Source organism: Cardinium endosymbiont cBtQ1 of Bemisia tabaci, from assembly GCF_000689375.1.
Taxonomy (GTDB): domain Bacteria; phylum Bacteroidota; class Bacteroidia; order Cytophagales; family Amoebophilaceae; genus Cardinium.
This window is the reverse complement of sequence record NZ_CBQZ010000008.1, coordinates 1-13,514: the sequence shown is the minus strand read 5'-3', so window position 1 is coordinate 13,514 and position 13,514 is coordinate 1. Positions and strand designations below refer to the sequence as shown.

Below are 13,514 nucleotides of genomic sequence, written 5' to 3'. Positions count from 1 at the left end.
ACTTTTTGCAGGGAATCTATCCTTGACCCTACCTGGGGTAAGTGTAAAATTCATAATTTCACCTAAATCATTTACAATCAAATGTAACTTGAACCCAAAAAACCAGCCAGTCGTTGTTTTACCTTTAGTAGCTATTGATTTAAATACTTTGTTAGAACAAGCCCTTTGTACCTTACAAACTTTAATGGCTGTTGAATCCATAAAATAACAACCTGTTCTTGTCTTAGAAAGACTATGCGTAAAGAAATACATAGGAACTAACGTTCTTTTTACTAGTGATATGAATCTATTATAGCTCACTAATGTTCTAAACTCACTTGAGTGAAATTGCTCTAAATGAATATAATACATCTTAAAATTTCTAAAACCTATTAGATGAAAAGCAATTAGTATAGTCATTATTTCGCTTAAGTTAAGAGAACAAGTTCTAGTGGGTTTTCTTGTGGGCTCTGTTAACAGCTTTTTCTCCATATAAGGCATAAATTTTATTAAAAACTCATCTACCATATAATATATTTCTACTAATTTGTCTACATTCATAAGCGGCTCCTTTAGTTTTTAGAGGTAATTTTCAATCACCTAAATTTAAAACTCAAAGAAGCTTCTTTATACGCAAATATGAAAATCTAATCCAGAGTTCAGGTTTGATAAGGTTACAGCTAGACAGGTGTATGATATAGAGTCCATTCAGTTAATAGTACCTGGTAAAAACCATCCGCCTACCTATTTAGTCGGCCCTGAAATACCATATAATTATTTGTTAATCAGCAAATAAATGGTTAAATTTATATATGGTTAATAACCAGTTTTTAGGTTGTTTTGTATAAAAAGCTTGCAAAATAAGGATGAAATCTAAGAAAATAAATAATAGCCTTGAGCGTTTGTTTGAGCAACGCTTATCTAGTTTTCTCAACCCGAAACATCCATTATTCCAGTTATCTGATTCGATTCCTTTTCACTCCTTATCATCAGATTTAGACCGCGGTTTTAGCTATGGACCTGGTCAACCTCCTTTGCCTATTCGTTTAATTATAGGTCTTCTCATTATCAGTCATATGTATAATATTTCTGATGAACAAGTAGTGGTTAGATGGGTAGAAAACCCTTATTGGCAATACTTTTGTGGATATGATTATTTTCAGTTTAAGATGCCTTGTAACCCCAGTTCATTGACCCGTTGGCGCCATAGATTAGGTCAAGAAGGTCTCAATAAGATTTTATCTATGACTATAGACTTAGCGCTAAAAAAAAAGTAGTGACCCGAAAAGAACTTGAAAAAGTTATAGCTGATACTACTGTAATGGAGAAAAATATCCGTTACCCAACTGACTCTTCTTTGCTTAATAAATCCAGAGAAAAATTGGTCAGTATAGCCAAGAAAACAGGTATTAAACTGCGTCAAACTTATCAGCGTTTAGGTCTATCTATCAAACGTAAAGTTGATTGCTATGCTCATGCTAAACAGTATAAACGTTTATCTAAAGGCATTAAAACATTAAAAACCTATCTTGGTAGAGTAGTCAGAGATGTAGAACGTTCTATACAATCCTCTGATGATCTAATACGGAATCAATTTACCAATCTACTATCTATAAGTAAAAAACTTATAAACCAATACAAAAAAAGTAAAGATAAAATTTATAGCATCCATGAACCATCCGTCTACTGTGTAAGTAAAGGTAAGTCTAAACATCCTTATGAGTTTGGTTGCAAGGTACAATTTACAGTAACGCATAAAAAAGGTTTAATTGTTTCAACAGAAGCAATACATCCTAATGCTTACGATGGCCATACTTTGCAGAAGAGTTTATTACAAGCCGAGCAATTATCTGGTACCAAAGTAAAGTATGCTTTTGTAGATAAAGCCTACCGGGGTAATAATATACCTGTTAGTGAATGTAATATATTTATAAGTGGTTCTAAAAGGGGAATAACGCCTGCTCTAAAAAAAGACTATAAAAAGAAGATCTTCTATTGAACCGCATATTGGTCATATGAAATCCGATGGTAAATTATCTGTTAACTATTTGAAAGGTATTCTAGGAGATAAACTTAACGTTATTTTATGTGCTATTGCTCATAACCTACGACTGATTACAAGAAAGTTATTCTTAACACACTCACAATCACATAAATTAAAACCTATATAATTAAAATTCTTAATCCAAAACCAGTTATACCTATATCTTGGGTAGGAAAAATAGAGCGCCTGCTAAACCATAAATATTGTAAAAAAAGATCCATTCAATAAATTTATTCAAAAATAATATTTCAGGGCCGACTATTTAGACCATACGATAGCTACGTTTAAGTATAAAGATGTAGTAGCCTATTTTAACACTTTACCATTTGAATCAGTCTGTTGGTACAATAGGTCCAATGCAGCAGAAAACCTAAATTGGATAGATGCTTTTGCCCTTAGATTATTTTCTAGCACCGTTGTAAAAGTAGATGAGGGAGATAATCTACTAGATTCAGAAGAAAGCTATGTAGATCTGGAAGAGTGGCTGTCTGAGTATTAATAGAAATGAACAATTTTTATAGAAATTTATTTTTATGACAGAAAGATTGAAGCATGATAGTTTGGCCAAGAAAATACTTTCTGATCCAATAGCTGCCCAGGAGTTTATCAGCCATTATCTACCAGAATCCTGTAAGTCAATACTGGATCTGAATACCCTTAAAGTAGAGAAAGAGTCTTACGTAGAAGAAGATTTAAAGCAGAAATTTAGTGATTTGGTCTTCTCTATCAAGATGAAAAATAATGAAAAAGCGTTTATATACACATTAGTAGAAGCAGAGGTAAGTCCTAATTACTGGATAGCGTTTAAGCTATGGAAATATATTTTTTTGTTGATAGAAAGGCATAAAACAAAGCATCAATCAAAGTTACCGTTGGTGATTCCCATAGTAATCTATCACGGTACTAGACCATTTAACGTGCCTAGAAGTTTATGGGACTTGTTTGTAGAACCTGATCTTGCCAAAGAGTTTATGGGAGGTGATTATCAGCTGGTAGACTTATATTCCATGCCAGATGAAGCAATTAAAAAGAAGCAGCATTTAGGAATGCTTGAATATTTTATGAAGTATGTTTATGCAAGAGATATTTTAAATCTATGGGAAGAGTTTTTAGAAAACTTTAAATCTTGTCTTTTCCTGGATAAGGAAAAAGGCTATATTTATGTAAGGAATTTTTTATGGTATACGGATAGCAAACTACCAGAAGATAAGTATATAGATCTAGAAAAGATTATAAAGGAACATTTTCCTAAAGAAGACAAAGAAAATCTTATGAGAACTGTAGCACAAAAATATAGGGAAGAGGGAAAGCTAGAGGGAAAGCTAGAGGGAAAGCTAGAGGGAAAGCTAGAGGGAAAGATGGAGGGAAAGATGGAGATTGCTAAATCCATGCTTTCAAAGGGCTATTCTATAGAAGATATTGTTGTTATTACTGGTTTATATCCTTCTGATATTCAAGATCTTAAGTAATAGAAACAGATTTCTGTATCATTATATAAAATATAAATATATACTTTTGATAATCAACTGTATAAATAATTTTGTATTCTAAACTTTTATACTTATTTTTACGAGGTTATGTTATTTTTCATTAGGTGTTAATATAATATGCATTTAGAAATAGCCTCCTTAAAAAGAGGCTATTTTTATATAATCCTATCTTTCTCGTTTATCCTATCTCCTTTCTTTCAAAAACAAAAAATCATTTTTAGCAGAATACTTCTTTTGGTCTAAATATATTTGCTTTTTTGAGTAATATTTTATATCTTATATACATTACATAGTAATATATATAAGATATAAAGTTAAAACTAATATGACGAAACGTTTAAATATAACGCCATCTGATAGTTGTCAGAATGTAGGATTAGATCTATTGTGTTTAAGTGAAAAAACAGATGATTATATTGACGGCATGTCTCCTATAGAGTTAGCTATCCTTAAGAAAAAAATAAAGATGGCTGAATTATTGTTGGACAATGGATCAGAACCTATCCAAGTAAAATAAATCATATGAAAAGATCATACTATTCATTCTCATTATTAGCACTTATAGCTACAAATTGTTTGGGTAATAAGAAAAATACTACCTCTACTAAACCTAGTAGGTCGAATCAGAATAAATCTGCGCCTGTAAAGCGTAAAAAAGAGAGTGGTATCAATAAAGAATCTAAACTGGGTTGTACAGCAGTTAATACATCTAATCTAGAAAGTAAAAAAGATACCAAAGATACCAAAGATACCAAAGATGTAAAGGACATAAAAAATATCAATGAGATTGATAAGATGGGTGATACGCTATTGTCAATAGCTGTTCGTCGAGATGATGTCGAACAAGTAAAAAAACTTCTACAACAAGGTGCTAATCCGAATATCAATAACCAAGATTATAAGGATGACATGCTTTACACTGCTGTGTGTCATCAAAACAAAGATATGGTATCTTTACTGCTCTCTCATGGTGCAGAAGTAGTATTTGACGAAAATGGAAAATCAAGTGTTATAAGGGAGGCGGCAGGTGAAGGAGCTATAGGCCAAGAAATCCTGGATATTATTTTCTGCCACTTTGCTGATATTGGGAAGAAAGATTCAGTTGGGTTATTGCCTATCCATTGGGCTTGTCGAGATGGGTATATAAATGTAGTCAAACATATATTAGAAAAAGATCGTTCTCTGGTTAATGATACAAATAATCTGTATGGATTTACGCCTCTTCATTGGGCTGCTAGAAGAGGCTTTAAAGAAATAGTTGAAGTGCTTGTCGCTATATAGTGTCGTCATAAGAAGTTAGCCTATAGATGGATACATCTAATTTGGACAGCTGCCAAGAATGATGCTGTGTTTTTTGCATACCTAGTGGAGATTCCTCTCCATTGCTTAATTTTGAGAAACATATTTTCAACAAGATGTCGGAATTTATATAGATTTTTGTCAAAATCACGCTTTATTTTTCTGTTTTTTTGGGAGGGATAACAGGAACAATACCTTTTTCTCTAGCATATTTAATGATTTTATCGGTATCATAGGCGCGGTCTGCTAACAAATGCTTTGGAGTTATCCCTTCAATAAGATATGTAGATTGGCTACAATCAGCTCTGGTACCTTCTGTGATAATAGCTCTGACCGGCATACCAGACGCATCCACGGCCAAATGTAGCTTCGTATTAAGCCCCCTTTTGTTCGACTCATAGATTGGTTTCCTCCTTTCGCACCCGTTCCATGCATATGTACTTTTATATAAGTAGAATCAATCATAAGCCTATTTAAAATCAGGATTATTAATTAGTCTCTCTAAGATCCTTTCCCATATACCATTATCTCTCCAGCGAGAAAATCTACGATGGGTGTTTTTCCAATCCCCATAGCTAGATGGAAGATCACGCCAAGGAGATCCTGTACGTAAAATCCAAAATACTGCATTAATAAACAGCCTATTATCTTTGGCAACAGCTCCCCAACCTCCTTGTTGACCTGGAAGTAGAGGTGATAAAATAGACCATACTTTGTCTGAAATATCATGACGATGAATCCATTTAGACATCTTAGGAATATAATTGATCTTATTAATCTAAAAATATAATACGAACTACAAACCTAATATACAAAATATTTCATGACGACACTATCTAAAGGTGCTAGTAAGACCGCTAAGAGTAGAAGTGGTTTTACGCCTTTGATGTTGGCTATATCTAATAGACATGAAACACTCAGAGATATCCTTTCTCCAGATGGATTTTCAAGACAAAGCAAACATAAAAACAAAAATTGGAGATGTAGTATTTGCCATGAAGGTTTATATAATTCCCATAATACTGATTATAATATTGCGCCTATTGTTTCACTAGATTGTACGGGTACTAATAATGATAATAATCACAGATTCCATGTAGATTGTATTGCCCCAAGTATGGTCGCTCAAGGTCAGAATCGTCAACCGATGACCTGTCCTGAATGTCGATATATTATACCACAAGATATGATTCAAGGGTTATCTCGTAATTATGTATTTAGTAGTCCATATAGTGTCTTAAAGGCAGTTAAACAACAAGATATGGCAAGATTAAGGTCTTTATTAGAAAAAGGAGGCAATCCAAATGAGTCAACACTAGCAACTTCTGCGCTATGTACAGCGGTTAATAATCATAATTATGATATGGTTTGTTTATTGTTAGACTATGGTGCAGATCCTAATTATTTAATTCCTAGATCATTTGATACTCCTTTGCATGAAGCAGTAGAAAACATGATGCAAGAGAGAACTAGTAAGGATATATCCAATAAAATATGCATAGCCCTTATCCAGCATGGCGCTTTTGTAAATCATATGAATGCAAGTGCTAGAACACCTATATAGTGTCGTCATAAGAAGTTAGCCCATAGATGGATACATCTAATTTGGACAGCTGCCAAGAATGATGCTGTGTTTTTTGCATACCTAGTGGAGATTCCTCTCCATTGCTTAATTTTGAGAAACATATTTTCAACAAGATGTCGGAATTTATATAGATTTTTGTCAAAATCACGCTTTATTTTTCTGTTTTTTTTGGGAGGGATAACAGGAACAATACCTTTTTCTCTAGCATATTTAATGATTTTATCGGTATCATAGGCGCGGTCTGCTAACAAATGCTTTGGAGTTATCCCTTCAATAAGATATGTAGATTGGCTACAATCAGCTCTGGTACCTTCTGTGATAATAGCTCTGACCGGCATACCAGACGCATCCACGGCCAAATGTAGCTTCGTATTAAGCCCCCTTTTGTTCGACTCATAAATTGGTTTCCTCCTTTCGCACCCGTTCCATGCATATGTACTTTTATATAAGTAGAATCAATCATAAGCCATTTAAAATCAGGATTATTAATTAGTCTCTCTAAGATCCTTTCCCATATACCATTATCTCTCCAGCGAGAAAATCTACGATGGGTGTTTTTCCAATCCCCATAGCTAGATGGAAGATCACGCCAAGGAGATCCTGTACGTAAAATCCAAAATACTGCATTAATAAACAGCCTATTATCTTTGGCAACAGCTCCCCAACCTCCTTGTTGACCTGGAAGTAGAGGTGATAAAATAGACCATACTTTGTCTGAAATATCATGACGGTGAATCCATTTAGACATCTTAGGAATATAATTGATCTTATTAATCTAAAAATATAATAAACGTGAGTTTCGGATTAGACTTATTGTAAACCAGTTGTATATATATTATCTATAGCCGGTTTTTTCTCTTTTAGTGAATAAGCTGTAATACCAGCTATTAAATTGACAATAAAATTAGGTATACTTCTATGCCTGGAGTGTTCTATCTGACTAATATTTTTAAGCTGATCGATAATGGTTTCAATGATAGATCTCTTTCGAAGCATTAGCCTATCCCAGATAGGCATGAAAGCATTTTTCATATTTTTTCTGATTTGAGTAATCAGTTCTATGCCTTTTCCCATAAGTTTTTCAAATAATTCTTTACTCAAGTAGCCTTTATCAGCAAATACTTTTCCGATCAAATTTTTACATAAGTTTTCTACTGGCCATCTATCATTGGACTTACCTGTAGTAAGAGAAAAATTCATAATTTCTCCTAAATCATTGACAATCAAGTTTAATTTGATTCCGTAAAACCATCCAGTAGTAGTTTTACCTTTACTAGCAATTGTACTTAAATACTTTATGAGCATAAGCTTCTTTTTATATTACAAACCTTTATAGCGGTTGAATCCATAAAATAACAGCCTAAAAAACGTTTTAGAAAGACTTTGAGAAAAAAAGTAAAATGGAACTACTGTTCTTTGAACTAGGGATATAAATCTACTATAGCTTACTAACTTGCAAAAGTCATTAGAATGAAATTGTTGTAAATGAATATAATACAACTTAAAATTTCTAAAGCCAATTACATGAAAAGCAATTAATATTGTCATTATTTCGCTCAAAATCAGTGAACATGTTCTAGTAGGTTTTCTATCTGAAGTAGGTAACAAATGTGATTCCATATAAGGCATAAATTTTATAAGAAATTCATCAACAGCGTAATATATTTCAACTAATTTTGATACATTCATATCCGGCTCCTTTGGTTTTTATGATTATTTTTCAATCCCACAAATTTAAAACACAAAGGAGCTTTTTATACTCTTTTCTTAATTTCTAATCCAAAACTGACGTTTATACGAACTACAAACCTAATATACAAAATATTTCATGACGACACTATCTAAAGACAGGTATCGTGCGAATAAAGATCCTTTATTTGTTATCGCGGAGGCTGGTGGTATTCGTTCAGGTTGGGTTAACGAAATTCAACCTGCATTTGGATTATTAGGAGATAAGGCTAAATATAAGATTCTGTTTGAGGATAATTAAATATCATACCATATCAATTATCTATTTACAGATGTTTAGGTGTAAACTAATAAAATTTCTTGTTCTATTTTTAAGTTTTCATGGTACTGCATGGGGCGTGTCTAAACCTACCTATAGCTTACAAAAACCTATTCATACACATGGATGCCATGGCCTAGAACTTAACTATGGAATAGCTCATAAAATGCATGGATTTTCAGGTGGCTATGTTTGCCACTTTAATGATATCTGGCATATGAAGTTATGTGGAGGGTTTTCAAATAAAAACTTACTAACCTGGTGTAATTCTTATCATGTTAACCTATATAGTAGCTATGAAACTACTTATTTAAACTTTCTAGTAGGTGCACAGGGTAGCTATAAATTTGATCATCGATTTTGGCTTGATACTAAAAAACGATTGAATTATGGTATTCAACTAGGATTAGAATTAGAGCACTATATCACCGATCAACTAATCTTAGTGCTACTAGCCGAAACACCTATATCTTTTCTTGTTAAAAAAGATATTTTTAATTACCGGTTCTCAGCTGGATTTCGTATAACATTTTAACTAAACTTAATAAATTAAAATTTAGTTGATTTTTTAGTAAAAAGACTTGTATGTATGTGTATAATATCCTACATTTGGATAGGGTTAAAAAACCCCAGTATAAATATATATAATTTTTACTATTATGCATATGAAAAAATTCACTTTCCAATTTTTTATTGCCTTTTCCTGTCTGTTTTCTGGTTGCACCAAGGACTTTCGTGCTTTTCTAGCGGGAGATCCAAAATGGGTGCCCAGAAATATATCCAGTTTCTCGACAGCACAAGGCGTTCAACCCATTTTAGCAGAACGAGTTCCATTAGTTTTAAATATAAAAATGGATGCTGATTGGAACAGTAAAAACCGCCCTGCTCCCCTAGACCGCTGGGAGACTTATGAAGTAAATGAAAAAGTGATAAACTTTTTGGTAAAGGATGTTAGAGTAGACGGAGGCTCGGGTAAGCTATTTTTCCGTTATGAAAAAGATGGAAAAGAATTATTAGGGGCTCAAGTTGAAGATGGAACAAAATTAAAGTGTGGAGATACAAAGCTATTTTACGTCCCAGATACTAATGAATCCTGTCGCACACATAATATACATATTCTATGTAAGATCCTTACTGTGAACTATGGAAAAGAAGCAGGGAAAATGCATGATTTTTCTATAAAGTTAGGAGAACCAAATTACAGCCTAAATTTTAGTACAGAGGCAAAAATTGCTTATGTGCAAGATAAAGAAGGAACGCCTATAGAGCTAAGCATTGAATCAGATAATAAACTGGCAGAGCTTCAGAAGTATAAAATAGTTAAATCCACTATAACGGGAGGGAAAGGTAGAATTTATATAGAAGGGCTAGACGGTGTAAAAAAACCAATTTGTGGGAACGAACCAATTCAGTTTGGCACAACCAAATTATTCTATAAACCTTCTCTTGAAGAAGGCAATGAGGAAGAGCATCACAAAATACATTTGACCATAGGTAATAGTAGAGGTCATATAACCCAAGAGTCATCTATTGAGTTTAAGGTTCAAGATCATATAATCTCAGACTTTGAAGCAAAAATAACTATTGATTCACAAGACAAATTATTGTTACCTTATAAAGAACAATCCTGAATTCTGACGATCATCCCATTAGAAAAGGAGGAAAAAGAAATGGAATACAAGGTTAGTTCTATTTCATTAGGGGGAGGTAAATTTTTTATTGGCGGAATAGAATTACGAGAAGGAATGAGATTAAAAGTAGGTGAAAATAAATTGATTTTTAAACCATTAAGCTATATGGGAGATGCATTCCCTACAATTGTGGTTACCAATGAAAAAGGAGATAGTAGATATGTGAAATTTATAGATCAATTTGTTATATCCCATCCTCAGTTTAGTGCAGAAAGTAGTATATATGGTCAGCATATTGTATTAAATATATCTTGCGATCACAAGGATAGTTCTGATAAATTCTATGTAACTAATTATAGGGTTAGTGGGGGCTTAAAAGGAAAATTAAAAACTCTAAGAGGTAAAATTGTAGAGAAAGGTATACCGGTTTTAGATGGGAATAATGAATTTGTATTTGAAGTAGATCAAACATCTCTAAGTAGTCGGCCCTGAAATATTATTTTTGAATAAATTTATTGAATGGATCTTTTTTTACAATATTTATGGTTTAGCAGGCGCTCTATTTTTCCTACCCAAGATATAGGTATAACTGGTTTTGGATTAAGAATTTTAATTATATAGGTTTTAATTTATGTGATTGTGAGTGTGTTAAGAATAACTTTCTTGTAATCAGTCGTAGGTTATGAGCAATAGCAGAGCCTGTAAATGATTTTGTGTAAGTGCCGTTTTTAGTAGAATCGTTCATCAAATTCTATAGCGAATCGATTCATAGCCGCTCTCCAATCATGTAAAGCCATAGTCCACTTTTGTGATGCCTTTTGTATGGCTAAATATACTACTTTTAATGCAGATTGGTCATTAGGAAAAATCTTACGGTTATTGATTGATTTTCTAATAACACTATTGAGTGATTCTATGGCATTAGTCGTATAAATGATTTTTCGTATTTCGTCAGGATAGTCAAAAATAGTTATAATGTTACTCCAATTTTTATGCCATGCACGACTAATTGCTGGATATTTTTTATCCCATTTGTCACTAAAAATAAGAAGTGCTTCTTCGGCTTGATCAAGAGAAATAGCGCGATAAATAACTTTAAGATCCGATGCAACGGACTTCATGTCCTTATAGGGTACATAGCGTAACGAATTACGAATAAGTAGTCGGCCCTGAAATATTATTTTTGAATAAATTTATTGAATGGATCTTTTTTTACAATATTTATGGTTTAGCAGGCGCTCTATTTTTCCTACCCAAGATATAGGTATAACTGGTTTTGGATTAAGAATTTTAATTATATAGGTTTTAATTTATGTGATTGTGAGTGTGTTAAGAATAACTTTCTTGTAATCAGTCGTAGGTTATGAGCAATAGCACATAAAATAACGTTAAGTTTATCTCCTAGAATACCTTTCAAATAGTTAACAGATAATTTACCATCGGATTTCATATGACCAATATGCGGTTCAATAGAAGATCTTCTTTTTATAGCTTTTTTTAGTAGCAGGCGTTATTCCCCTTTTAGAACCACTTATAAATATATTACATTCACTAACAGGTATATTATTACCCCGGTAGGCTTTATCTACAAAAGCATACTTTACTTTGGTACCAGATAATTGCTCGGCTTGTAATAAACTCTTCTGCAAAGTATGGCCATCGTAAGCATTAGGATGTATTGCTTCTGTTGAAACAATTAAACCTTTTTTATGCGTTACTGTAAATTGTACCTTGCAACCAAACTCATAAGGATGTTTAGACTTACCTTTACTTACACAGTAGACGGATGGTTCATGGATGCTATAAATTTTATCTTTACTTTTTTTTGATTGGTTTATAAGTTTTTTACTTATAGATAGTAGATTGGTAAATTGATTCCGTATTAGATCATCAGAGGATTGTATAGAACGTTCTACATCTCTGACTACTCTACCAAGATAGGTTTTTAATGTTTTAATGCCTTTAGATAAACGTTTATACTGTTTAGCATGAGCATAGCAATCAACTTTACGTTTGATAGATAGACCTAAACGCTGATAAGTTTGACGCAGTTTAATACCTGTTTTCTTGGCTATACTGACCAATTTTTCTCTGGATTTATTAAGCAAAGAAGAGTCAGTTGGGTAACGGATATTTTTCTCCATTACAGTAGTATCAGCTATAACTTTTTCAAGTTCTTTTCGGGTCAGTACTTTTTTTTTAGCGCTAAGTCTATAGTCATAGATAAAATCTTATTGAGACCTTCTTGACCTAATCTATGGCGCCAACGGGTCAATGAACTGGGGTTACAAGGCATCTTAAACTGAAAATAATCATATACCACAAAAGTATTGCCAATAAGGGTTTTCTACCCATCTAACCACTACTTGTTCATCAGAAATATTATACATATGACTGATAATGAGAAGACCTATAATTAAACGAATAGGCAAAGGAGGTTGACCAGGTCCATAGCTAAAACCGCGGTCTAAATCTGATGCTAAGGAGTGAAAAGGAATCGAATCAGATAACTGGAATAATGGATGTTTCGGGTTGAGAAAACTAGATAAGCGTTGCTCAAACAAACGCTCAAGGCTATTATTTATTTTCTTAGATTTCATCCTTATTTTGCAAGCTTTTTATACAAAACAACCTAAAAACTGGTTATTAACCATATATAAATTTAACCATTTATTTGCTGATTAACAAATAATTATATGGTATTTCAGGGCCGACTAAGTAGAGTAAGGAAGAGGCGCCTAGTTTCCCGGTTTCCCCTACCTCCTCATCAAGCCGTACGTGAAGTTTTCCTTCATACGGCTTTCCGATGATCAACGCGAATGTCAACATACACGCAGCATGCGAAGCCTTACCAACTATAGCTAAGATGACCACTGACTTTGTATAGTCCTTGGGTATGTAGCTCATTGGTTGATAGCCATTCATACTTTCTTTTCTTTGCCATATGTTTGACTCGGTTCCAGAGATTTAGCTTTCTAACGTCAGTTTTGGATTAGAAATTAAGAAAAGAGTATAAAAAGCTCCTTTGTGTTTTAAATTTGTGGGATTGAAAAATAATCATAAAAACCAAAGGAGCCGGATATGAATGTATCAAAATTAGTTGAAATATATTACGCTGTTGATGAATTTCTTATAAAATTTATGCCTTATATGGAATCACATTTGTTACCTACTTCAGATAGAAAACCTACTAGAACATGTTCACTGACTTTGAGCGAAATAATGACAATATTAATTGCTTTTCATGTAATTGGCTTTAGAAATTTTAAGTTGTATTATATTCATTTACAACAATTTCATTCTAATGACTTTTGCAAGTTAGTAAGCTATAGTAGATTTATATCCCTAGTTCAAAGAACAGTAGTTCCATTTTACTTTTTTTCTCAAAGTCTTTCTAAAACGAGAACAGGCTGTTATTTTATGGATTCAACCGCTATAAAGGTTTGTAATATAAAAAGAGCTTATGCTCATAAAGTAT

The 13,514-nt window shown here is 32.9% G+C and carries 10 protein-coding genes and 8 pseudogenes; 11 read left to right on the top strand and 7 right to left on the bottom strand.

Going from position 1 to position 13,514, the window contains the following annotated elements; translation table 11 throughout:
- A pseudogene (locus tag CHV_RS04485) lies at positions 1–540 on the bottom strand (IS982-like element ISCca1 family transposase); the annotation flags it as partial.
- Between the two features lie 305 nt (positions 541–845).
- Here CHV_RS04485 and CHV_RS05465 point away from each other — a divergent pair.
- The 5 genes and pseudogenes from CHV_RS05465 (at position 846) to CHV_RS04465 (ending at position 4,794) form a co-directional block, all read left to right on the top strand.
- A pseudogene (locus CHV_RS05465) lies at positions 846–2,251 on the top strand (IS5-like element ISCca5 family transposase).
- Between the two features lie 46 nt (positions 2,252–2,297).
- Positions 2,298–2,522: a hypothetical protein gene (locus CHV_RS05870; RefSeq protein ID WP_223245688.1), complete on the top strand. Its 225-nt coding sequence runs from the start codon at positions 2,298–2,300 to the stop codon at positions 2,520–2,522.
- Between the two features lie 46 nt (positions 2,523–2,568).
- Positions 2,569–3,492 (top strand): Rpn family recombination-promoting nuclease/putative transposase, encoded by a 924-nt coding sequence (locus CHV_RS04475; RefSeq protein ID WP_223245687.1) that lies wholly within the window; start codon positions 2,569–2,571, stop codon positions 3,490–3,492.
- 346 nt (positions 3,493–3,838) lie between these two features.
- The gene (locus CHV_RS04470) at positions 3,839–4,030 is read left to right on the top strand and encodes a hypothetical protein (RefSeq protein WP_034577641.1); all 192 of its coding nucleotides are present in this window, start codon (positions 3,839–3,841) and stop codon (positions 4,028–4,030) included.
- A 5-nt stretch (positions 4,031–4,035) separates the two neighbouring features.
- A complete protein-coding gene (locus CHV_RS04465) occupies positions 4,036–4,794 on the top strand; it encodes an ankyrin repeat domain-containing protein (RefSeq protein ID WP_034577639.1) in 759 nt (252 codons plus the stop codon).
- Between the two features lie 20 nt (positions 4,795–4,814).
- Here the strand turns inward: CHV_RS04465 and CHV_RS04455 are convergent.
- Positions 4,815–5,563 (bottom strand): annotated as a pseudogene (locus tag CHV_RS04455) (IS5 family transposase).
- Between the two features lie 72 nt (positions 5,564–5,635).
- On the opposite strand from CHV_RS04455, the gene CHV_RS04450 reads away from it, so the two are divergent.
- Positions 5,636–6,376: an ankyrin repeat domain-containing protein gene (locus tag CHV_RS04450; protein WP_034577636.1), complete on the top strand. Its 741-nt coding sequence runs from the start codon at positions 5,636–5,638 to the stop codon at positions 6,374–6,376.
- Between the two features lie 5 nt (positions 6,377–6,381).
- On the opposite strand, the gene CHV_RS05460 is transcribed toward CHV_RS04450, so the two are convergent.
- A protein-coding gene (locus tag CHV_RS05460) for an IS5 family transposase (RefSeq protein WP_130721316.1) occupies positions 6,382–7,145 on the bottom strand; the annotation gives its coding sequence in 2 pieces (ribosomal slippage) (positions 6,382–6,773 and positions 6,773–7,145; 765 coding nt in all).
- A gap of 62 nt (positions 7,146–7,207) precedes the next feature.
- A pseudogene (locus CHV_RS05455) lies at positions 7,208–8,086 on the bottom strand (IS982-like element ISCca4 family transposase).
- Positions 8,087–8,225: 139 nt separating this feature from the next.
- On the opposite strand from CHV_RS05455, the gene CHV_RS05675 reads away from it, so the two are divergent.
- From CHV_RS05675 to CHV_RS04420, 4 genes are all read left to right on the top strand, one after another.
- Complete coding sequence (locus CHV_RS05675; protein ID WP_156933603.1) at positions 8,226–8,387, top strand: hypothetical protein; 162 nt, start codon at positions 8,226–8,228, stop codon at positions 8,385–8,387.
- A 97-nt stretch (positions 8,388–8,484) separates the two neighbouring features.
- The gene (locus tag CHV_RS04430; RefSeq protein WP_130721347.1) at positions 8,485–8,940 is read left to right on the top strand and encodes a hypothetical protein; all 456 of its coding nucleotides are present in this window, start codon (positions 8,485–8,487) and stop codon (positions 8,938–8,940) included.
- A 130-nt stretch (positions 8,941–9,070) separates the two neighbouring features.
- Positions 9,071–10,036, top strand: a complete 966-nt coding sequence (locus tag CHV_RS04425) for a hypothetical protein (RefSeq protein WP_034577632.1) — start codon at positions 9,071–9,073, stop codon at positions 10,034–10,036.
- A gap of 39 nt (positions 10,037–10,075) precedes the next feature.
- Positions 10,076–10,528: a hypothetical protein gene (locus tag CHV_RS04420; RefSeq protein WP_034577630.1), complete on the top strand. Its 453-nt coding sequence runs from the start codon at positions 10,076–10,078 to the stop codon at positions 10,526–10,528.
- Positions 10,529–10,548: 20 nt separating this feature from the next.
- On the opposite strand, the pseudogene CHV_RS05670 reads toward CHV_RS04420, so the two are convergent.
- The 3 pseudogenes from CHV_RS05670 to CHV_RS05450 all read right to left on the bottom strand — a co-directional run.
- Positions 10,549–10,730: pseudogene (locus CHV_RS05670) on the bottom strand (IS5-like element ISCca5 family transposase); the annotation flags it as partial.
- Between the two features lie 34 nt (positions 10,731–10,764).
- Positions 10,765–11,196, bottom strand: a pseudogene (locus CHV_RS04415) (IS256 family transposase); the annotation flags it as partial.
- A gap of 33 nt (positions 11,197–11,229) precedes the next feature.
- Positions 11,230–12,636 (bottom strand): annotated as a pseudogene (locus CHV_RS05450) (IS5-like element ISCca5 family transposase).
- Between the two features lie 481 nt (positions 12,637–13,117).
- Here CHV_RS05450 and CHV_RS04395 point away from each other — a divergent pair.
- Positions 13,118–13,514 (top strand): annotated as a pseudogene (locus CHV_RS04395) (IS982-like element ISCca4 family transposase); the annotation flags it as partial.

Excerpts from the sequence above, each read along its gene's own strand:
- CHV_RS05675 (WP_156933603.1), top strand. The coding sequence starts at position 8,226 with ATGACGACACTATCTAAAGACAGGTATCGTGCGAATAAAGATCCTTTA.
- CHV_RS04420 (WP_034577630.1), top strand. The coding sequence starts at position 10,076 with ATGGAATACAAGGTTAGTTCTATTTCATTAGGGGGAGGTAAATTTTTT.
- CHV_RS04470 (WP_034577641.1), top strand. The coding sequence starts at position 3,839 with ATGACGAAACGTTTAAATATAACGCCATCTGATAGTTGTCAGAATGTA.
- CHV_RS04425 (WP_034577632.1), top strand. The coding sequence starts at position 9,071 with ATGAAAAAATTCACTTTCCAATTTTTTATTGCCTTTTCCTGTCTGTTT.
- CHV_RS04450 (WP_034577636.1), top strand. The coding sequence starts at position 5,636 with ATGACGACACTATCTAAAGGTGCTAGTAAGACCGCTAAGAGTAGAAGT.
- CHV_RS04465 (WP_034577639.1), top strand. The coding sequence starts at position 4,036 with ATGAAAAGATCATACTATTCATTCTCATTATTAGCACTTATAGCTACA.